Source organism: Singulisphaera acidiphila DSM 18658, from assembly GCF_000242455.2.
GTDB lineage: Bacteria > Planctomycetota > Planctomycetia > Isosphaerales > Isosphaeraceae > Singulisphaera > Singulisphaera acidiphila.
Map to the genome: position 1 here is coordinate 9,504,603 of NC_019892.1, position 19,999 is coordinate 9,524,601.

A 19,999-nucleotide genomic window follows, 5' to 3' on the forward strand; every position below is an offset into this window, starting at 1 on the left:
GAAGCGTAAGCTTCCTGCCTGCCCGTCCAACCAAAGACGAATGACAAACGTAAGTTTCTCCTCGTCCCGCCCAACCAAAAACGAACAGAGAGCGTCAGCGTCCTGACTTCCCACCCGATCAAAGGCAAGCCCCCAAAGACAGGGAGCGATCAGCTTCCCACTCGCCTCTTGGACGAATGAACTTTTCAGGGCAAGGCAGGTTCCCTGTCCGCTTGAAGAGAATCGACGAAAAGGGCGGGCCGTGCCCAACCTACAAGCCTGGAGCAACAGACCGCCAACCATTAAATAAAATTCATTTTCATGATTTTTTAATTCAATTCCAGGATCTCCTCCTCATGCACGTTCTCTTCGTCCACCAAAACTTTCCGGCCCAGTTCGGCCATATCGCCCGGCACCTCGTGCGTACGTTGGGGTGGACGTGTACGTTTCTCTCGAAGGTCGCACCCGGCGAAGCCTCGGGGATACGGAAGATCCAATACAAGACGTCGGGGGGGGCCCGGGAGACGAACCACTATTGCAGCCGTACGTTCGAGAACGCGATCTGGAGCAGCCATGGCGTCCATGACGCGTGCAAAAGCCATCCGGAGCTCCGCCCCGACCTGATCGTCGGCCATAGCGGGTTCGGCTCGACCTTGTTCCTCGCCGAGCTCTACCCGGACGTCCCCATAATCAATTATTTCGAATACTATTATCATTCTCACGGCTCCGACCTCGACTTCCGGCCTGAATCTCCACCTGGAGAGCTCGATCGGTTACGTTCTCACGCACGCAACGCCATGATTTTGCTCGACCTGGTCAATTGCCGGGCCGCCTACAGTCCGACCGAATTCCAGCGCAGCCTCTTCCCGGTCGAATTGCGAGCGAAGATCGACGTGATTTTTGACGGCATCGAGACCGACATCTACTGCCGCCGCGAAGGGGGACCGCGCCGAATCGGTAACCGCAAGATCCCCGCATCGACCCGCATTGTGACCTACGTCAGCCGCGGGTTTGAGTCGATGCGTGGATTTGACATCTTCATGCGAGCCGCGAAGCGAATTTATGAAGCGTACCCTGACGTCTTGTTCGTCGTCGTCGGCAGCGACCGAATCTGCTACGGCGGCGATGAGAAGCGAATCAAGCACAAGTCCTTTCGCGAGCATGTGCTTGCCCAGGATGACTACGATCCCTCCAAGTTCTTGTTCACCGGGCTCGTACCCACGGCCACCTTGGTCGACATTTTCAGCCTAAGCGACCTTCACATTTATCTCACCGTCCCCTTCGTCCTCTCGTGGTCGCTCATGAACGCCTTGGCCTGCGGCTGCACGATCCTGGCCTCGGACACCGCCCCGGTCCGCGAGATGATCGTTGACGGAGAGACCGGCCTGCTCGAAGATTTCTTCGACGTGGACGGCTTTGCAACCCGTGCACTCGACGTCCTTCGCGACCCACGTTCCTACCGACATCTCGGTTTGCAAGGCACGGAATTGATCCGCCGCCGCTATGCGCTGGACGTCACGCTTCCCCGCCTCGTCGCACTGTTTGAACGGGTAACACAGTCACCGGCTTACTGCCGGTGACTCGAGAGGGGGACGTCCGGTTTCGGAGCAGCAAGTTGCAGCACCGACGCGATCCGGTCTGGGCGGCGAAGTTGCGGACCGAGCGAGTCGGGCGTTTTGAGGTCATCGCCCACGCGCCATGCAAGGTGGCGATCGATGCCCGGTGACCCCTCGTAGAAACCATCGGGCGAAACGGCCAAGGAGGTCACTGATTCTTCCGGCCCCGCCTGGACCAAAAGCTCCGGATGGGACGGAGACGGCGAAGCCCCAAGCACGCCGCTGTTGGCGATCAGTCTGAAGGAAAGGCACAATCCAATGCTTCCAATTCTCACAAAATCATTCATTGTTTAAACACATAGACAGTGTTCCAGCCTTCCCTGGGATCGCGGGCGACCCGCCCGCAGCCCCAGGAAAATCAAGCGAATCCAACAATCATGATTACTTTTGAGGTTCGAGGCGGGATCGGCGCATGCGGTCGCGTACCCCCTGCTCTTCGCGCCTCAAGTCCTCAAGGAGACGGGCGACGTTCTGTCGGGTCTCCTCGTCGATCGCCCCCGCGCCGACGATCTCGGCGGTGCGCCGGACCTGGGCAAGAGCCTGCTCCCAGGTGCCAAGTTGGTCGGGTGGGATCCGCCGGGCCTGATCGCGGAACCAATCGGACTTGCGAAAGAGCGCGGCGACCGAGGCGATGGACTGCTCAGCGCGGGCCCGTCTCTCCCGTTCAGCGAGAACGGCGAACGTGAGCCCCATGATGACGGCGAGGCCAAGTGCCGAGGCGAGCACAGTGGTCCGCCGCCTCGCCTTCCGTTCGGCGACGGCCGTTGCCCGAGCCTCGGCCACGGCAATCTCAGCGGCTCGGGCACGGTCGCCGACCGACTCGAGGAAGGCGCTGACCTCGCGTGCCAAGACTCCTGCGTGACGAGGTCGAACGGTCAGTGAAGGGTCGAGACTGCGCCGGGCAATCCGAATCAGATCCCCCTCCGCACCGCAGGTATCGAGGCGGGCGAAGGCATCGTCAAGACAACCGGCCACCGCGTCTTCGAGGATCTGGGAACGGCTCCCGTGATAAGGGGGTTGACCGGTCATAATCTCGCAGAGGATTGCCCCCAAGGCAAAGACATCGGCCTGCTCGTCAACACCATCAGTATTCCCTTGTGCCTGTTCCGGGCTCATATAGGAAGGCGTACCGAGGATCGCCCCTGACCGCGAGGGCAAGCCGCCGCCGGTCGTTCGTACGGTCGCCACTTGCGGCTCGTCGGTCGCCGCCGGCAGACCTTCGCCTGGTTGTCTCTCTTGACCTTGCCCGAGGACTTTGGACAGCCCCCAGTCGACCACCTGGACCTCACCAAAGGTGCCGACCATGATGTTCGACGGCTTGAGGTCGCGGTGGATCACGCCTCGGGCATGGGCGTAGGCGATGGTCTGGCAGACCTGCTCGAAAATCGCGAGGAAATGGCCGAGGTCGTGGGTCGGGGCGGACCGCTCATCCAACATGGCGGCGAGGGTCCGCCCTTTGACCAGCCGCATTGTAAAAAAAGGCCGCTGGCCGGCATCAAGCCCGAGTTCGTAGACGGGGAGGATGCCAGGGTGCTGGAGTTGGCCGCCAATCTGGGCTTCCTCAATGAACCGACGAACCAGCGCCGGGTTGTCGGCGTGACCCGGGTGGAGCACCTTCATCGCCACGTCGCGACCGAGGTCGGGGTCGCGGCCCTTGAGTACGACCCCCATCCCACCGCGTGCGATCTCGCCGAGGACCTGGTAACGCCCCTGCCCGCCCAAGGTGAGAGACTCCTCTCCTGTCCCGACCAGGGGAGCCGGCGCGTCCGTCTCGTCGCGCAGCAAGACCCGCGACGTAATGCCCGTGGAAGGCCGAAGGGCCTCCAAGACGCCTTCGCCACATCGATTTTCCATGGCCAACGACGTGGGGGGGCCGAAGGCCGCCCGCAAGGCCGCATCGTTGGGGAGACCATCGTGATCGTCGCCCTCCGAGGGGCGGCTGGGAACGTCGGCGTCGTTCATGTGTCTGGGCCCTCGCGATTCTTCCTCTCAATCCTGGTTCATCGCTCGGGCCGTTTTCGCGCACGATTTTTTGAAGAACTGCTTGGAGGGCACGGCCCACCTTACAACCAGACTCTTACATCACAAGCCAAACACTTCATAAAAAACCCATTACTCAAGCAGCGAGAGGAGCTGCGCACACTCGCGGTCGACATCCTCGGGTGCCCCAGGATGGTGGAGGGCGACCACTTGTTCCAGGGCCGACCGGAATTCTTGACGGGCCCGCGCATACTCGTGGTGGAGGGACGGGGTATCGACGCCCCAGAGCTGGGCGATCTCGCGGATCGGCATCTCTTCGTGAAAGCGGAGCCTGAGCAACTCGACGCGTCTGAGCGCCGCCTCGCCGCGTTGCGCCGCTAGTTCCGATTGCCGCTCGGCCGCCTCGCGCATGACGGCCTTAGCCCAGGCCCGGTCGAAGACCCGCGAGAGCGCGTCCTCACTCCCCGCAATGCCCTGAAGGTCGATCGGGGCTTGCGACTCCCGAGCGTGCTGTCGCGCCTGCCGCGTCTCGACGCGCATGGCCACGTTGCGCACCGCGCCGTAGAGAAAGGCACGAAACCCTCCGGGGCGATCGGCCCGCGCACGATCGAGCAGGCCACCATCCCTGAGGCATTCGACGAGGACATCCTGAACGGCATCGTCAAGCTCTCCGAGCCGCTTGAACGAGCCCCGCCACCGCGCGGCCAGGTAGGCCCTCACCACCGGCGTATACCGAATCGCGAATTCCGTCCGGGACGCCTCGCCCCCGGCGGCAGCGTCTCGCAACAGCGTCCAGCAAGTTGACAAGTGATGAGCCACGATGCTCGTCCCATCGGGTTAGACCGATCGGCCATGTCTGCCGTTGCCCCACAAGGCGGCTGATCCAAAAAGGGTTCGTCAACATGTGAGTCAGAGAGGATCGCTGACATCGACCCTTCATCAACATCTAACATCCCGCAGTTTGCAAAGCAAAAGAGTTTCCCCTTGCACAATTCGCCGGGAGTGAGCGGGACGATTCGCGCCGTTGCCGGGAAGCATTGTCCGCGAAAACGGCCCGATCGGTGAACCAGGAGCGCGGGCAGAAGATTCGTCAGGGCTGGGTGCCAAGAGCACCCCGGCCGCCCCTGAACGATTCGCCCACGTCCCCGGTACCAGGAGTGAACTCATGCGTCCCAGAGACTTTTGTCTGTCGATGGCCCTCGGCCTGATCGCATTCGGCGGTGGCTCGTACGGTGCCCCGCCCCCTTCGGCCCCTCTCTCCCTGGTCCTCCAGGCCGCCCCGGAGGCCTCGGTGACCTCGGTCGCCGTCTCACCTGACGGGTCGCTCGTCGCCGTCGACAGCTTCGACGGGCGGGTCCGCATCCACGACGCGAAGACCGGCGCCTTACTTCGGGCGATCGACGCGGGGGGGGGTCGCGGAGTCGCATTTGCGCCCGATGGCCGGAGTCTCGCGTGTGCGGGTTACCACATGGACAAGCTCGTCAGCACCTTCGACGTACGGTCCGGCAAGCGTCTCCGAAAGCTCACCGGGCACACCGAGATCGAGACCTACGCCATCGCCTTCTCCCCCGACGGCAAGTGGCTCGCCTCGGCCGGCACGGACAAACAGATCCTGGTGTGGGAACTCGCCTCCGGGAGGCTCAGACACCAACTCACGGACCAGCCGCTCCCGGTCACCGCCCTCACCTTCTCGCCCGACAGTGCGACCCTCGCCAGCGGCGGTGGCGATCAGACAGTCCGGCTCTGGGACATGACGTCCGGCCACTTGCGGCGGTCCCTCGAAGGCCATTGCGACTGGGTCGTCTCCCTCGCCTTCGCGCCGGATGGAAAGACGATCGCCAACGGAAGTTGCGATTGGGCCTACCACCGCGGTCGCGATCCCTCCTATTTCACGGGCCGGGACCCGGGTTGCAACAGCCAGTGGAAACTCTGGGACGCCGCCACCGGGCAGCTCAAGCGAACCGTGACCGAGCCGGGACGCCTGCTCTCCCTGGCCCTGGCACCCGACGGCCTGGCGCTCGCTTGCGGGATCGGGAACGACGTCCGGTGGCACGATCTGCGGACCGAGACTCCGGGCCGAGTCGTGACGAGCCACGACGGCCCCGTCACCTCCGTCGCTTTCTCGCGCGACGGCCGAGCGCTCATCAGCGGCAGCCACGACCAGACGGTCCAGCGTACCAGTCTGCCGGATGGCAAGGTGGACTGGCGCTTGCCCGGCCACCAGGAGCAGGTGAACTCGGTCGCGCTCTCGAAGGACGGCTCGCTCATCGCCACGGGCAGCAGCGACATCCGCTACGCCTTGCGCGTGTTCAAGGCGGGGGCCAAGGGACTCGGGCCGGGGGCGGTCCGGCTCTGGGACGCGCGGACGGGCCGCTTGCTCCGCCGTCTGGGCGATCCCACCGAGCAAGTCATGGCGGTCGCCCTCTCGCCCGACGGGCGCCGAGTCGCCAGCGGCGGGGGGAATCCCGGCGACTCAGGGTCCGTCCACCTCTGGGACACCATGACCGGGGCACCGGCCTGGTCCTTGAAGGACCACACAGCCGAGGTGCAGGCAATCGCTTTCACGCCCGATGGGGCCTCGCTCGCCACGGCAGACGCCGACGGCCTGATCAAGCTTCGCGATCCCGAGACCGGCTCCGTGGTACGGACTCTGGACGGTCATGAGGGCGGAGCAACGTCCATCGCCTTCTCTGCCGACGGAACGCTCCTCGTCTGCGGTGAAGGCCATGGAGGAACGCGCCTCTGGGACGCGCGGACGGGCCGGCTGCTTCGGACCTGCAAGGCCGCCGGATCGCAGGCGGGGACCGTCACGAATGATCGAATGATTACGTCCATTGCCCTCAGTCCGGACGGCCGGACGCTCGCGGCGTGCCCAGCCAGCATGGGCAACACCTTCGGCGAGCCGGTGAGGTTCTGGGACACTCGGACGGGTGTGCTCAAGCCGGAATTCGCCGACCAGCAAGTCCGGGGCCGACCCATCGCCCTTTCGCCCGACGGCGCAATCCTGGCCACGGGCGGCAAATCCATCGTGCTCTGGGAAGTGCGGACCGGAAAACGGCTCTCCGAGCTCGTCGGCCATTTCAAGAAGACCCAATCGATCACCTTCTCAGCGGACGGACGGCTCCTGGTCAGTGGCGGCAGCTATGGAACCACGAATGTCTGGGAGGTCGCGACCGGCCGGCTCCTGGTCACACTCTTTGCGTTCCCCGAAAGCCAGGGCCAGGGGGACACGGTCGCGGAGGATTGGCTGGCGTACAACCCCGACGGATTCTACACCGGCTCGCCCAACATCGAGCGATACCTCGCGTGGCGGGTCGGCGACGAGTTCCAGACACCCGAGGCCCTGGGGCCGCAACTCCACCGCCCGGATCGGATCGAGGCCGCCCTGAAACGCCCACTGCGGAAACCGGTCTCGCCTCAGTGAAACTCGTCAGAAGTGCCTCAATGGCTTCCCATCAGGCCGAAGAATCGGGCGATAATCTCCGCATGTCCGGACTATATGGGGGAGGCCATCACAGGGCCTCCCCCAGTACAGATCACTATGAGAAAATGCCAACCCTGGAAGGCGTGCCTACCGGGTGGCCTTGGGCCGAATTCCGAAAGAGGCTATAGGCGCAAGGAGATGCGGCATAGCTTCATGACATTCTCCCCTCTTCCTGAAATGCCCCTTGCGGCACGGACTTGCGGAAGATCGCTAACGCTTTGAAGAAAAGCTGTATGAAACCGAAAGCTGCTTGGCAATAGATGAGGAAGCCGGGAACACGGCCTGCATCGGACCGAGGCAGGAACAACAGCATCCAGCGCGGTCGCCGCCGCGCGACCGTGCCGTCGCTACCGACAGCAAGTCCATCGCAAAATGCATTTCGACGCGTCTCCGGACAGCGGCACGAGCTCACGCAGCCCGGCGAATCCCCGGGTCGAGAGGTGAATCGCTTCCATTCCGCGCGTGGGGACGAGACATGGCCTCGGCATCGCATCTTTACAAGGTCTTCCATTCGCCATGGAGTCGAAACGCATGATGGCTTGCTTGAACGATCGACGTCGCGGCCTAGCCGTTGGCCTGCTGGTACCGGCCTTCGTCTCGGCGACCGCTCTTTCTCTCTGGGCGCAACATCCCCCCGACATTCGCGAGTACTGGTCAATCCAAGCGGAGTGGAGTGGCCTCCCTCGCGGGGCGGATGAGGCGACGACGGATCGCCTCGCAGCTCGTTGCCTCGAGCTGGCCCGGAAGCATCCCGGCTCGGCCGGAGGGCTATCGGCCCTCCTCGTTGCGAGCGGCCGCGCCGCGAACACACCGACGGGCAAGCAAGCCGGCGAACTGTTGGTCGAGCAGATCGCCACCGCGGACATCGGCAATATCACCTCCGCATTCGAGCGAGCCAGCACCCGGCCTCGTTCCCTTCAAGAGCTGCCCTCAGCTCTCTTGCGCAAAGCGCGACAGCACCCGGATCACCCCAAGACGCCGCAACTGATTGCCACGGTCTGCGTGCTGACCAACAAGCCCGACGGGGGCAGGCCCCCGGCCTTCTACTGCGAGGCTGCCGACCTCATCGCCGAGAGGTACGCCGCAAGCCCGCACATCGGCCACTTCTGCGAGAGCCTGGGCGGATCCGCTGCTGAAAGTCTGCCATGGTCCGGCCGATTCGAGCGGCACCTGCGGGCGATCCTCCGCGTGAATCAAGATCGCTGGGTGCGGTGCGCAGCCCAGATGGCGCTGGCGGTCACCGTCCAGACCTCCGGGGAAGAACGTCAGCCTGAAGCAGAAACATTATATGAGCAGTTTTGCAGAGAATTCGACGGCAAGCACCGCTACCGGCAACAGAACTTGGAAGAGCAGCTCGTCTTCGAAGCCAGGCGACACCTGGCCGAGCTGCGGTCCCGCGCCATCGGCATGCCCGCGCCCGAGCTCTCCGGCGTCGATCTGGACGACCGCCCGATCGGCCTGGACGACTTCCACGGCCGGGTGGTGCTCCTGAACTTCTGGGGCACCTGGTGCTACCCGTGCATGAAGCTGATCCCCCACGAGAAGGCTCTGGTCGAGTCCCTCCGGGGTCGGCCGTTCGACGTGATCGGCGTGAACTGCGACGAGGACATCGCCAAGGCTCGAGAGGTGGCGAAGCAGAAGGGGATGACCTGGCGTTCCTTCCGCGATCAGGTCGACGACCAGAGGACGATCACAAAAGATTGGAAGATCATCGGCTACCCGGCACTCTACCTCATCGACCACCACGGGATCATCCGCAAGAAGTGGTTCGGCGCCCCGCCGGCGGACGAGCTCTCGCATGCCGTCTGCGTGCTGGTCGACGCAGCCCAACGGAATGTCCCCGCGGACGCGATGCGCCCCGTGACCGCGAAGCTCCTGTCCCCGACGGCCGACGCGAGCGCTGCCCCCGTGGGTGTACCAGCATCCGCTTCGACGTCCTCCGGCTTTGTTGACAAGGTGTACCGCGCCCAGGACGGCTCCGAGTCGAAGTATGCGGTCTTCGTCCCGAAGGGCTACGACGGCACGAAGGCCGTCCCGGCCATCCTCTCGCTACACGGGGCGGGTTCGCGGGGCTCGGACGGCAAGAGGCACCTCGAGCACGGCCTGGCCAAGGCGATCCGCGGCAAAGCCGACAGCTTCCCCTTCCTGGTGATCTTCCCCCAGGCACGCGAAGGAGAGGGCTGGACGGCCGAGTCTGCGGGCGGGCAACGCGCCCTGGCCATCCTCGACCGGGTGCAGGCGGACTACCGCATCGACGCGGATCGCATCGCGCTCACGGGCGTATCGATGGGAGGCCAGGGGACGTGGAGCCTGGCGGCGGCGGATCCGAAGCGATGGTCAGCCATCGTCCCCATGTGCCACGGCGGCAACACAAAGACGGCGCCCCGGCTGCGAGACCTGCCGTGCTGGTGCTTCCACGGTGACGCCGACAAGATGATCTCGTTCCAACAATCCCGGGAGATGGTCCAGGCCATCAAGGACGCCGGTGGGCACCCACTGTATCAGGAGTTCCCCGGCGTGGGTCACGACGACTGTACGGACCGGGCTTATTCTCTGCCCGACTTGTTTGAATGGACGCTGATCCAGGATCGAACCAAGAGGTAGGCAAGCGGGATGCTCCGATCGAGGACGTCTCGCACAAAACGACGGCCCGTCCTTCCGCATGCAAAAAAACCGGAGTAACCGGGCCCGAAGCGGGTTAGGACCAGCACGATCGCCTGGAGGGAGACTTGAAGAAGACCAGCGGCAAGAGTGCGTTGGGCCGTGACTTTCCACCGCCCCTGGAGTTGGGAACCGCGGCCGAGCTCTCGGACGGGCATCTCCTGGATCGTTTCGTCGCCCAGCGAGAGGAACCCGTGTTCGAGGCGATCGTGCTCCGCCACGGCCCGATGGTGTGGGGCGTGTGCCGGCGAGTCCTCCGGGACCATCACGACGCTGAGGACGCCTTGCAGGCCACATTCCTGATCCTGGCACGGAAGGCCGCATCCATCCAGCCGCGGGAGAAGCTCGGCAACTGGCTCTACGGAGTGGCGTATCTCACGGCGAAGAAGGCGATGGCAAGCAGGGCAAGGAGGCGCGCGCTCGACGGCAAGGCGAGGGAGGCCAAAGCATGGGAGAACAAGGTGCTCGATCCCCCCCACCCCGGAGCGGACCCGGGAGATCCGCTCGACGAGCTCCTGCCCAAGCTCGACCGCGAGTTGAGCCGTCTGCCCGGCAAATACCGGGCTCCGGTCGTCCTGTGCGAACTCGAGGGGAAGACCCACAAGGAGGCGGCCGAGCAGCTCGGCTGGCCGATCGGCACCGTGTCGGGCCGGTTGTCGAGAGCGAGGGGCATCCTGGCAAAGAAGCTGTCGTGTCCGGGGGCGGCGCTCCCGGCCGGATCCCTGGCGGCGCTGCTAGCTCGGGACGTCTCGGCGGCGAATGTACCCGCCGAGTTGGTCGGTTCCACGGCGCATGCCGCATGCCTGGTCTCGGCCGGTCATGCGACTGCCGCGAGCGTGATTTCTGCGGAAGTCGCAACCCTTTCGGCGGAGGTCCTGAAGACGATGTTCCTATCCAAGATTGCTATGTCGAGCCTGCTGGTCGGCCTGGTCGGCCTCGGCGGGACGGGGATTTACTACGGCGTCCAATCCGCGAGTGGAGACACTGCGCCCAAAACTCAGACCGCGCAGGCGGCTCCCGCAGTCGTAGCGGGACCGGGCACCAACTGGCCCGTGGACGATGTGCCTGAAGAGACGAGGAAGGCCGAGCCGGCGAAGGATCAAAGGCCCTCGACTCCCGCCGTTCCCGCGGCCAACCCTGCCGCAGATGACACAGCGAAACTGCAAGGGACGTGGAATGCGGTCCAGATCGAATCCAACGGCAAAACCTTGGGCAAGGACGCGGTCGGAGTCCGGGACATGCAGTTCATCATCGAGGGCGATCAGCTCACGATCCCGGGCGTCGAGGCGGGGAGTCAAGGACGCGCCGGCTCGGGCGGACCCGCGAGGAGGAAAAGATTTGCGCTGGACCCAGCCAAGACGCCCAAGGCGATCGATCTCACCTCGCTCGACGGGCGCGAGAAGGGCGAGACGGCCGCCTGCATCTACAAGATCGAGGACGGCCGGCTCACCATCGCCTTAGCACCCGCCGAGCACCCCGAAGCACGACCCGAAGACTTCAAGACCGCGGCCGGCGATGGCATCTTGGTCATTACGCTTGAACACGCAAATATCAAGAAAAACTAATTAATCACGGTCAGAGGCCGGGGTACGTATTAGGAAGATCCCCTGACTTGCCCCCGCCTCTGCTACCAACCGCTACGTTACATGGCTATCCCATCATTCGGCGAATCCGTAACTTCTTAGGCCACCAGGAGGTACGCAAGGTCCACAGGCGAGGGTGCATACCACGATGCGAAAGCCCTACCCGTCCGATGAAACCCCAAGACTGCGCCGACGACCGAGATCCATAATGGTTCCTCTGGTTTAGAGCAAGAATTGTCCGTGATTGACTGCCGATGTTCGGCGTTTGCCATCAGCGCGGTGGCCAGAGGTGATGGCCAACCATCGTGGTTTCGATCCGGTAGAGGCTTTTGCCGGCGGTGATGTAGAGGGTCTTGCGATCCGGCCCGCCGAATTCGACGTTCGAGGGGGCCTCGGGGGTGGGGATGAACCCGGCCGGCTTACCGTCGGGGGTCAAGACATAAGCCCCCCCCTTGGGCCCATTGCCGGCCGTGACGACGAGCCGACCGTCGGTGGTCACGGTCAGGCCGTCGATGCCGCGACCGTCGCCGAAGTCGAAGAGGACGCGAGCGGGGCCGACGCTGCCGTCCTCGCCAAGTTCGAGCGCCAGCAAGACGCGCCGGGTGGGGCCGGTGTCGGCGACGTATAGGGTTTTCCCATCGGGGCTGATCGCCAGGCCGTTCGGCTTGCTGGCCGTCGTCTCCAGCCGGACGACCCGACCATCGGGGTCAATCCGGAAGACGGCCTCGAAGTCGAGCTCGCGAGGCTCGTCCCCGACATAACGGGGGTCGGACACGTAGACCCGCCCCTTGCGATCAACGGCCACGTCGTTCGGACTGTTGAATCGCTTCCCCTCATAGCCGTCGGCCAGCGTGCGAATCTTGCCGTCGCGTTCGGTGATCGAGACCCGCCGCCCGCCACCGGTATTCGCCCCCTCGGCGACGATCAACCGCCCTTGCGGGTCGAAGATCAGACCGTTGGCCCGGCCGCTCGGATCGCGGAAGGCCGTGACGGCCTTCGTCGCGGGATCGAACCGCATGATCCGGTCGCCGATGTCGGAGAACAGGATCGCCCCGTCCTGGGCCAGGGCTCCCCCTTCGGTGAAGCTCCCTTGATCCCAGAGCTTCTCGAGCGTCGCCCCCGGCGCCACGACGCTAGAACTCGTTTCAGGGGCGGCCAATATCGCGAAGGCCAGCGTCAGCAAGGTTGAGAACATCGGGCCAGGGCTCCAGGGCTTGATGGGGGAACTCTTGGGACGTTGGCAACATCCGCTTTGATGTCAGACGCACTCAGCGACGCTGGCTGGGAAACCAATGCGATTCCTCCCATCCGGTCGGTCTCAGATCGTCGATCCATGCATACCATACCAGGCAAGACATGCCGGATCGAGACAAAGCCGATGTGCTGGATGCGGCCGGTCGTGTTGAGGAAAAGCCGGATCGACAACGCTTCTCGAGTCGATTGTGTCGCTCCATGTGGCCTCCCGGCAACATCGTCTCGATCCAATGACGTTGAACTCCCTGATTCCGTGTTCATGGTGTAGGCTGCTTGTCTCGATATAGCGTTCTATGATTGACCGAGTAAGAGACTCCATCCCGCGTGAGTTGGCTTACGTTTTGAGGACGATCGCTTGGGCCGAGGAATCGGCCCCTTTCTCGGAGGTAGGGTACTCGAGCCTTGAAACTCACCAGAACTTCCGCTCACCCCTGTTCGGGCCCCAAACGCGGCGTTGCCGCGGTCGAGTTGGCAATCGCACTGCCGCTCTTGCTCACACTCTTGCTGGGGGTCTGGGACATGGGCCGGCTCATCGACGTCACCCAGATCCTCAATAACGCCACGCGCGAGGGGGGGCGTCGTGCTTCGACCGGGCAGGACAGTGTGGCGCAGATTCAGCAGGCCGTCCTCGACTACCTGATCCAGGCCAAGCTCAAGACGGACGGGGCAATCGTAACCGTGACCAACCTGACGAACGCGGCCAACTCCGATCCCACGACCGCCGATCAGCTCGACCAGTTCGAGATCACGGCCACGCTCCCCTCCAATAACGTGCGATGGGTCGCGATGAACAACCTGCTTGGCTCGAATACGCTCAAGGCCACTTGCCGCTGGAGTTCGATGCGAGATATCCCCTTGATCGTCCCCACGTCGATCCCAATCAACTGACGCGAACCCGCCCAACTCTCCTTCCCTCCCATCCTCTTCTTATGAAAGACGGAGCATTTCAGCCGATGGTCAAGCGAAGCCCCAGGCCAACGCAACGCCGAGGCGCGGCGCTGGTCGAAGCCGCCATCATCATCCCGCTCTTCCTGATGATCCTGCTCGGGATCTTCGAATACAGTCGGTTCATCCTGGTACGAAACCTCGCCGATCACGCGGCCCGTGAAGGAGTCCGCCAGGCGATCGTCCATACCTACGACAAGACGACGGCAGACATCCAAACGTTGGTTCGCAGCAAACTCGCAGGTCAGGACGGGCAATTGAGCGACGGCAATCCCAGCATTCAGGTCCTCAAAGCCAACCCCACCAACGACGTCAGGACTGCGGTCTGGACCACCGACTGGAACAACGCCCGCTTCGGCGACTGGGTCATGGTGCAAATCAAGGGCACATACCGCCCCGTGGTGCCAAGCATTCTCTTGATGAACAATACGATCCAGGTCGAAGCTCAGGCAATGATGCGATGCGAGGCCAACTGATCCCATTCCGACCGAATGCGCACAGCCCCTCCGATCAAACACTTCAATAATCCGTGGTCGCAAATCTCCGGGCCGCCGCCGCCAGGATCAGACAGGCGGCCGCAAGGGAGCTCACAACCGACAGGACGGGATGGAACCGGCGAAGCCGCTGCACGGTCTCGAACTCGGGAACAGCGGCGAAGTGGCGATCGGCATCGATCGCGTGACTGAGAATGAGGCTCAGGTCGGCCGGCTTGGGTAGAGCCCAGTAGCTCACCTCAATGGTGCCTCGAAGCCAGGGGGACAGCGGCGCGATCTCACGGTTGAGCACGGGCAAAGCGACGACCGCGTGCCGGCCGTAGTTCGTCCCCCAGCAGAGGAACCAGAAAAGGAGCGAGCCGAGCAGGCAGGCCACCGTGCGCCGCCGGCTCGCCGCAATCAGGGCCGAAACGCTGAAGAAGATGGCGAACTGAAGCACGAGGAGCGGGATCCCCCACAGGTAGCTCGAATCCCAGATCCCCGTGCGAACCCCGAGCGCCGTCCAGGTCCCCAGAAAGAAGACCATCGCTTGAAAGAGAACGAAGGTGAGCACTCCCAGAAATTTACCCACAAGCAAAAGGCTGCGAGAAACGGGCTTGGCCAACAGCACCGTGACTGCCCCAGGCGCCAGAAAGGCGGGTAAAAACCCGGCGGTCCAGACCAGGGCCAAAAGCAGGCCCACCGTGTCCGCCGCACCGGTCGCCAAGACGAGTTGCAGGAAGTGAACCGCGTCCTGAGCGTCACGGCCCAGAGGGATCCGAAACGCACCGAAGGCGAGGGTCAACGAACCGTTGGCGATGTCCACGCCATCGCGAGGGGCCAGCGTCCGCTCCGCGCTCGAGGCGGTCCTCGGGAGAAAGTCAGGCCGTTCGTCCGGCCGATGCAAGGGCGCTCCCCCTTGGACGCCGAAGCTCAGGCAGATCAAAACGCCCAGGCTGCTGAGCGCCAGCATCATCCAGAAGACCTTCGATTCAAGCGACTGGCGGAACGTGTCGCGGATCAGCCAGGCGACGACCCGGAGCGTGTCGAAACGGCTCATCCTGCGGATCTCCGGTAGAGGTCGCTCAAGGCTTGCTCCAAGGGCCGGGACGAGCCCGACGCGGGGTCCCCCTTCAAGTCGGCCAGAGGACCGTCGTAAACCTTCCGCCCTTCCACGAGTACCGCGACGCGGTCGCAGAGGTGCTCGACGTCGCTCAAGGCGTGGGAGATCAGAAGGACCGCCCGACCGCGCTCGCGCTGTTCGAGAACGAGGTCGCGAACAAGCTGCCGCCCGCTGAGGTCGAGTCCTTCGGTCGGCTCGTCGAGGACCAGGAGGTCGGGTTCGTTCAGGAGGGCCTGAGCGAGTCCGAGGCGCTGGATCATCCCTTTGCTGAAGCCGCCGATGGGCTCGTGGACACGATCGGCCAGGCCGACGCGTTCGAGCAAGGCGGGAATGCGCCAGCGGAGTTCGGCACTCGGCACCAGCGACAAGGCCCCGTAATACTCGAGGAGGCCGACGGCATTCAGATCCCGAGGAAAGGTGGGCGCCTCGTGGACGTAGCCAATGCGGGTCAGGGTCCGGCGAACCTCCACCGGCCGATCGAAACGGAGGATCTCCCCCTCGCTGGGCCGGCAGAGCGAGAGCAGAAGCTTGGCCAAGGTCGTCTTCCCGGCCCGGTTCGGGCCGAGCAAGCCGAAGACCTCGCCCGGCTCGATCCGAAGGTTGATATTGCGGACCGCCCAGGCGCCGACCCCGCTGTTGGGGTACTGCTTGCCCACGTTTCTGAATTCCGCAACCGCGGTCGTCGGCGATGACACCGAAGACTCCGCTCCTTTCCTGCCCCTTGGAGAGCTCATTCGATCAGCGAGACCTGGACTCCGTCTTGCATGATGGCGCTGAACGCCTGACGGATCTTGTCGCTGCGCTGTTGCGCCGTCCCGGTGATGATCTTATACGGCGCCAGCGGGGTGGTTGCCGTTGCCTGAGTGCCGCCAATGTACTGGATGTTCTGCATCAGATCGAGGGCCGCAGCGCGTTGGGAGCTGTTCGTGCTCGGATCGAAGATGGGCCCCAAGCCCATGCAATGAATCAGGACCGGCTTACGCGCGGTGGAGTAGCCCGGGGAACTGGCGGTCTCGAGCGCGCAGATCTGGTTCACCACCGAGTAGATCTGCGTGGTCACCGTGCCCGAGTTGGTCGGATACTCGCCCGGCAGGCGCACTTTATAGTAGGAGTTATTGGCGCCGGCATTGGTAAACGCAGCGGTTGCGGCGTTATTGGCCATGCCGTCGGTCTCGAGGATGATCAGTCGCTGGGCGCCTTTGCGTCCGAGTCCGCCGGCATCGCCGGCAGGCGCCGGGGAGGGGGCGAAGGTGCGAAGCGACGCGTTGCCGCTGAATTGGTTATAGGCGAGCATGAACCCCATGACGGTCGTCGTCCCGCCGTAGGCGCGGGGCACGTCGAGGTTGTCGGAATCATAGGGGCGGATCTCGGTGCCCGGCGTGTCGATGGTTGACGGCGGGAACCAGAGCGTGTCGCTCAGCCGGCTATAGTTACGTCCCAAGGGCACGCGAACCCGGTTGAAGCTCCCGCTTCCACTGGCGGAGAACTTCGGCGTGCTGAAGTACATGAGCGAGACGAAGTCGTTGGGGTGGTTGTTCCTGATATCTTCCAAGGCCGATTGAACGCCCAGCTTGCAAGCCCAGAGCGGCCCCTCGTGGCAATTGCCCGGCCAGTAGGGATTCCAGTTGGTGTACTGGCTCCACATGTTGTAGTTGCCGAGGAAGTCGATCATCGTCATCGGCCCGAACCAGAAGTGGAGCTTGGGCCGCTCGGGGTTGTCGGCGGTGTTCATGTAGTTGGCGTTGCCCGTGCCAGTCGGCTTCACGCTGATCTTCGGGGTCCCCCAAATGTAGTCATCGCCGTACCCCGTGTACTTCGTGACCACGTCATAGGCGGACGAGCTCTTCTGGTAGAGCCCCAGCACGTAGTCGATGTACTCTTTCCAGAACCGCTGATTGGGGTCGGAGGGAGGATACGAGGACGTGCTGATTGAACTGGGGATCGCATCGTAGTAGAGGATCCGGCCCGCTCGAAGCCTGGGGGGGAATGGATTCGGTGTTTGCTTAATCCAGGCGAGGATGGCCGTGTAGTTGACGGAGTAGGTTGAAGAACTCGGGACCTTCCAATTGCCCGACGAATCCCAGAGGACGGTGTTATCAGTGACGCCAAAGAATTTTTGCCGCCAGTCGTTGGCCGTGCGGGGATCCGGAGGCCAGATGAAGAACGTCTTGCCCCAGTAGCGCGGCCCTTGAGTGTAGCCTTTGAATTCGGGGACGGTCGGCCCCGTGTAGCCCGTGAAAGGGGTCGCCGTGTAGCCATTGAAAGTGGCTGTGCCGTTGGTGATTTGTTGGACCGTCTGGGCGGGAGTGGTGGTCCGATACTTCATCAGCGGCTGGTCGCCGTCCGGCGTGGTGGCGTAGCGATCCGGCGCAGGGGTGAAGGCGGGGATCGGCGTGGCCCCCAGGGCGTTCTGGTAAAAGTCGTCCACGATCGGGTCGCCCGCGTCGGTCGCCACGGTGATATTGGCGAGTCCGAAAGAGTCGCCGCTGATCGTGTCGGGACCGCTCGTGTTCTGCAAACCGGCCGAAGTCGACGAGTAATGGCCGAACTGAGGATAGACCGACTCGGGATTGTTCGACTGGGTGCGATCGCCTGAGTAAGGAACGCCCAGCAAGCTATCGAACCGCATCGACCCGGACATATCCAGAATGATCGCCACGTCCCGCGGCCGGTGCACGGCCGTCGCCGTCGAACTGATATTGAAGGCCGAATTTCCCAGCATGCGTCCGAAGAGGTTCTGGCCCGTCGCGGTGATCGTGGACTTCACCAGGTTCGGCGTATCCGTCGTGAGGGCCGGGATGTTGACCACGAACTTCGTCTGAGAATAGTCATAGGTATACGACCCGATTTTGAGGTCAACCTGCGACTTTGAAATCGCGTTGGCTTGAATCGTGCTCGACATCGCGACCTGCAAGGCCTGGGCCTTCGCACCGGTCTCGTTGTAACCACCGCTGGTGTCGCCGTTCAGCGTGCGCGCTCCGGCCATGGCCGCCGTGTCCGCCGCGTTCTGGCTCTGCGTGCGGGCGACGGCAATCATGCCGATATCGATTGCCAACGCAATGAACCCGAGCATCGCGACCATCACCACGGCCAAGATCGGGATAATCAGACCCCGTGAGCGGGAGGTTTTGTGAGCCGTTATCATGGGCTTCGTGGCATCTCAGGGAGGTTGCTCTTCCATCATCTTCCCGGAAGAGAGGGACACACGAAAGCGGCTCGCTCAATCCAATCGGGATCGAGTGAGCCGGCGGGAGTCGTGCCCAAGTCAAGGCTAGGACATAGTTACGGCAACGGCCAATCAAATCGATCCCCCGATCGATCGATCGATCGATCGATCGATCAGGCCAGGATATCCCGGATCACGTGGCCATGCACATCGGTTAATCGGCGATCGATCCCATTGTGGCGGAAAGTCAACCGCGTATGATCGATGCCGAGCAGGTGCAGCGCGGTGGCGTGCAAGTCGTAGCAGGTGACGGGATCGCCGACCGCTTTGTAGGACCATTCGTCGCTGGCGCCGAAGGTGGTTCCGCCTCGGATACCGCCACCGGCCATCCATGAGGTGAAGGTAAACGGGTTGTGGTCACGGCCCTTCCCCCCTTGGCTGCAAGGCATCCGACCGAACTCGGTGGTCCAGATCACGAGGGTATCGTCCAGGAGCCCGCGTGACTTCAGATCCTTGAGCAAGGCGGCGGCGGGCCGGTCCATGCTCAGGCCCATGGAGCCGTGGTCGCGAGCCAGGTCCTCGTGCGAATCCCAGTTGCGGCGGGGGAAACCGTTGTCGGCGCCGCTCCAGACCTGGACGAACCGGACGCCCCGCTCGAGCAACCGCCGCGCAATCAGGCAGTTGCGGCCGAAGTCGGCCGTCGGTTCCTCGTCGAGCCCGTACAGCGAACGAGTCACCCGGCTCTCACCGGCGAGGTCGAGGACCTCGGGCGCGCTCAGTTGGAGGCGGGCCGCCAGTTCGTACGAGGCGATCCGCGCATCGAGCCGCGAGTCGCCCTCGCGGTCGGCGCGGTGGGCCTGGTTCAGGGCGTTCAAGAGCGTCAGGCCGTCGCGTTCTCCCTCGTGAGTGAGCGCGGCATCCTCGGGAGGAAAGAGGTCGAAGATCGGATTCTGGGAGCCAGCGCGGACCATCGTCCCTTGGAACGAGGCCGGCAAAAACCCCGCACCCCAGTTCGCCGGCCCGTTGGGCGCAAACCCGCGCGAGTCGGGCAGGACGACGAACGACGGGAGGTCGTCCGACAGGTTCCCAAGCCCGTACGAAACCCAGGCCCCCATGCTCGGGAACCCAGGAAGCACGAACCCCGTGTTCTGCATGAAGGTCGCCGGCCCGTGCACGTTCGACTTCGCGACCATGGAAGGGAGGAACGCCATGTCGTCGACGCAGTCGGCCAGGTGAGGCACCAGCCCGCTCATCCACTTGCCGCACTCGCCATGCTGCGACCACGACCAAGGGCTCCGCATCACCGCCCCGGGCGTGCTCTGAAACAATTCGACCTTGCCTCCAGGATCGAACGGCTCACCATGCTTTTTGATCAGGAGCGGCTTGTAGTCGAACGTATCGCACTGGCTGGCCGCGCCTGACATAAACAATTGCACGACCCTGCGTGCCTTGGCACGATGGTGCAAACCGCCGTTGAGCTCCCCCCTCCCCTTGGCTCCGGGCGTCCCCGCGAGCAGGCCCTCACCCCCCAGCAGATGCGCCAGCGCAACGCCTCCGAGACCGCCCCCCGCGTTCCAAAGAAAACTGCGGCGATCGAGTCGACTCGGAGTCATGGGTTTCCTCTCCAAAGGAGATCCTCGATCAAAGTCGGTCGCCCGTTCGGCTCGGGGGGCGGGGACCGACAAAACGAAGCGTCGACCCTTTGTTTTTATGGGGTTGGGCTTCTGCCTGGCGG

Annotated in this window: 14 protein-coding genes; 6 read left to right on the forward strand and 8 right to left on the reverse strand. The window is 63.7% G+C overall.

Annotated features, from left to right (window positions below):
* Nucleotides 1-335 precede the first annotated feature (335 nt).
* The gene (locus SINAC_RS36615) at nucleotides 336-1,559 is read left to right on the forward strand and encodes a glycosyltransferase (RefSeq protein WP_015250581.1); all 1,224 of its coding nucleotides are present in this window, start codon (nucleotides 336-338) and stop codon (nucleotides 1,557-1,559) included.
* Here SINAC_RS36615 and SINAC_RS36620 read toward each other — a convergent pair.
* The 3 genes from SINAC_RS36620 to SINAC_RS36630 all read right to left on the reverse strand — a co-directional run bounded on the left by SINAC_RS36620 (nucleotide 1,547) and on the right by SINAC_RS36630 (nucleotide 4,394).
* Nucleotides 1,547-1,849, reverse strand: coding sequence for a hypothetical protein (locus SINAC_RS36620; protein ID WP_020467146.1), 303 nt, complete (start codon nucleotides 1,847-1,849; stop codon nucleotides 1,547-1,549). The two genes, SINAC_RS36615 and SINAC_RS36620, sit on opposite strands and share 13 nt — an antisense overlap.
* A gap of 127 nt (nucleotides 1,850-1,976) precedes the next feature.
* On the reverse strand, nucleotides 1,977-3,557 hold the full coding sequence (locus tag SINAC_RS36625; RefSeq protein ID WP_015250582.1) for a serine/threonine-protein kinase: 1,581 nt from the start codon (nucleotides 3,555-3,557) through the stop codon (nucleotides 1,977-1,979).
* A 150-nt stretch (nucleotides 3,558-3,707) separates the two neighbouring features.
* On the reverse strand, nucleotides 3,708-4,394 hold the full coding sequence (locus tag SINAC_RS36630; RefSeq protein WP_015250583.1) for an RNA polymerase sigma factor: 687 nt from the start codon (nucleotides 4,392-4,394) through the stop codon (nucleotides 3,708-3,710).
* A 346-nt stretch (nucleotides 4,395-4,740) separates the two neighbouring features.
* Here SINAC_RS36630 and SINAC_RS38370 point away from each other — a divergent pair, with 346 nt between their 5' ends.
* The 3 genes from SINAC_RS38370 to SINAC_RS36645 all read left to right on the forward strand — a co-directional run bounded on the left by SINAC_RS38370 (nucleotide 4,741) and on the right by SINAC_RS36645 (nucleotide 11,285).
* A complete protein-coding gene (locus tag SINAC_RS38370) occupies nucleotides 4,741-6,999 on the forward strand; it encodes a WD40 repeat domain-containing protein (RefSeq protein ID WP_015250584.1) in 2,259 nt (752 codons plus the stop codon).
* Between the two features lie 591 nt (nucleotides 7,000-7,590).
* Nucleotides 7,591-9,663, forward strand: coding sequence for a redoxin domain-containing protein (locus tag SINAC_RS36640; RefSeq protein WP_015250585.1), 2,073 nt, complete (start codon nucleotides 7,591-7,593; stop codon nucleotides 9,661-9,663).
* A 125-nt stretch (nucleotides 9,664-9,788) separates the two neighbouring features.
* Nucleotides 9,789-11,285: a sigma-70 family RNA polymerase sigma factor gene (locus SINAC_RS36645; RefSeq protein WP_015250586.1), complete on the forward strand. Its 1,497-nt coding sequence runs from the start codon at nucleotides 9,789-9,791 to the stop codon at nucleotides 11,283-11,285.
* Between the two features lie 289 nt (nucleotides 11,286-11,574).
* Here the strand turns inward: SINAC_RS36645 and SINAC_RS36650 are convergent, their stop codons facing one another.
* Nucleotides 11,575-12,498, reverse strand: coding sequence for an SMP-30/gluconolactonase/LRE family protein (locus tag SINAC_RS36650; protein WP_015250587.1), 924 nt, complete (start codon nucleotides 12,496-12,498; stop codon nucleotides 11,575-11,577).
* Between the two features lie 461 nt (nucleotides 12,499-12,959).
* Here SINAC_RS36650 and SINAC_RS36655 point away from each other — a divergent pair, with 461 nt between their 5' ends.
* Complete coding sequence (locus tag SINAC_RS36655; RefSeq protein WP_015250588.1) at nucleotides 12,960-13,445, forward strand: TadE/TadG family type IV pilus assembly protein; 486 nt, start codon at nucleotides 12,960-12,962, stop codon at nucleotides 13,443-13,445.
* A gap of 65 nt (nucleotides 13,446-13,510) precedes the next feature.
* Nucleotides 13,511-13,978 (forward strand): TadE/TadG family type IV pilus assembly protein, encoded by a 468-nt coding sequence (locus tag SINAC_RS36660; RefSeq protein ID WP_015250589.1) that lies wholly within the window; start codon nucleotides 13,511-13,513, stop codon nucleotides 13,976-13,978.
* Between the two features lie 43 nt (nucleotides 13,979-14,021).
* On the opposite strand, the gene SINAC_RS36665 is transcribed toward SINAC_RS36660, so the two are convergent.
* From SINAC_RS36665 to SINAC_RS36680, 4 genes are all read right to left on the reverse strand, one after another.
* Nucleotides 14,022-15,035 (reverse strand): ABC transporter permease, encoded by a 1,014-nt coding sequence (locus SINAC_RS36665; RefSeq protein WP_015250590.1) that lies wholly within the window; start codon nucleotides 15,033-15,035, stop codon nucleotides 14,022-14,024.
* Nucleotides 15,032-15,793 (reverse strand): ABC transporter ATP-binding protein, encoded by a 762-nt coding sequence (locus SINAC_RS36670; RefSeq protein WP_015250591.1) that lies wholly within the window; start codon nucleotides 15,791-15,793, stop codon nucleotides 15,032-15,034. Before SINAC_RS36670 ends, SINAC_RS36665 begins: the two co-directional genes overlap by 4 nt.
* A gap of 35 nt (nucleotides 15,794-15,828) precedes the next feature.
* A complete protein-coding gene (locus SINAC_RS36675; RefSeq protein WP_015250592.1) occupies nucleotides 15,829-18,243 on the reverse strand; it encodes a Tad domain-containing protein in 2,415 nt (804 codons plus the stop codon).
* A gap of 194 nt (nucleotides 18,244-18,437) precedes the next feature.
* The gene (locus SINAC_RS36680) at nucleotides 18,438-19,877 is read right to left on the reverse strand and encodes a DUF1501 domain-containing protein (protein WP_015250593.1); all 1,440 of its coding nucleotides are present in this window, start codon (nucleotides 19,875-19,877) and stop codon (nucleotides 18,438-18,440) included.
* Between the last annotated feature and the right edge of the window lie 122 nt (nucleotides 19,878-19,999).

What these genes read in the sequence shown, in the direction of transcription:
- SINAC_RS36615 (WP_015250581.1), top strand. Translation starts at nt 336, where the DNA reads ATGCACGTTCTCTTCGTCCACCAAAACTTTCCGGCCCAGTTCGGCCAT.
- SINAC_RS36625 (WP_015250582.1), bottom strand. Translation starts at nt 3,557, where the DNA reads ATGAACGACGCCGACGTTCCCAGCCGCCCCTCGGAGGGCGACGATCAC.
- SINAC_RS38370 (WP_015250584.1), top strand. Translation starts at nt 4,741, where the DNA reads ATGCGTCCCAGAGACTTTTGTCTGTCGATGGCCCTCGGCCTGATCGCA.
- SINAC_RS36640 (WP_015250585.1), top strand. Translation starts at nt 7,591, where the DNA reads ATGATGGCTTGCTTGAACGATCGACGTCGCGGCCTAGCCGTTGGCCTG.
- SINAC_RS36650 (WP_015250587.1), bottom strand. Translation starts at nt 12,498, where the DNA reads ATGTTCTCAACCTTGCTGACGCTGGCCTTCGCGATATTGGCCGCCCCT.
- SINAC_RS36660 (WP_015250589.1), top strand. Translation starts at nt 13,511, where the DNA reads ATGGTCAAGCGAAGCCCCAGGCCAACGCAACGCCGAGGCGCGGCGCTG.
- SINAC_RS36665 (WP_015250590.1), bottom strand. Translation starts at nt 15,035, where the DNA reads ATGAGCCGTTTCGACACGCTCCGGGTCGTCGCCTGGCTGATCCGCGAC.
- SINAC_RS36675 (WP_015250592.1), bottom strand. Translation starts at nt 18,243, where the DNA reads ATGATAACGGCTCACAAAACCTCCCGCTCACGGGGTCTGATTATCCCG.
- SINAC_RS36680 (WP_015250593.1), bottom strand. Translation starts at nt 19,877, where the DNA reads ATGACTCCGAGTCGACTCGATCGCCGCAGTTTTCTTTGGAACGCGGGG.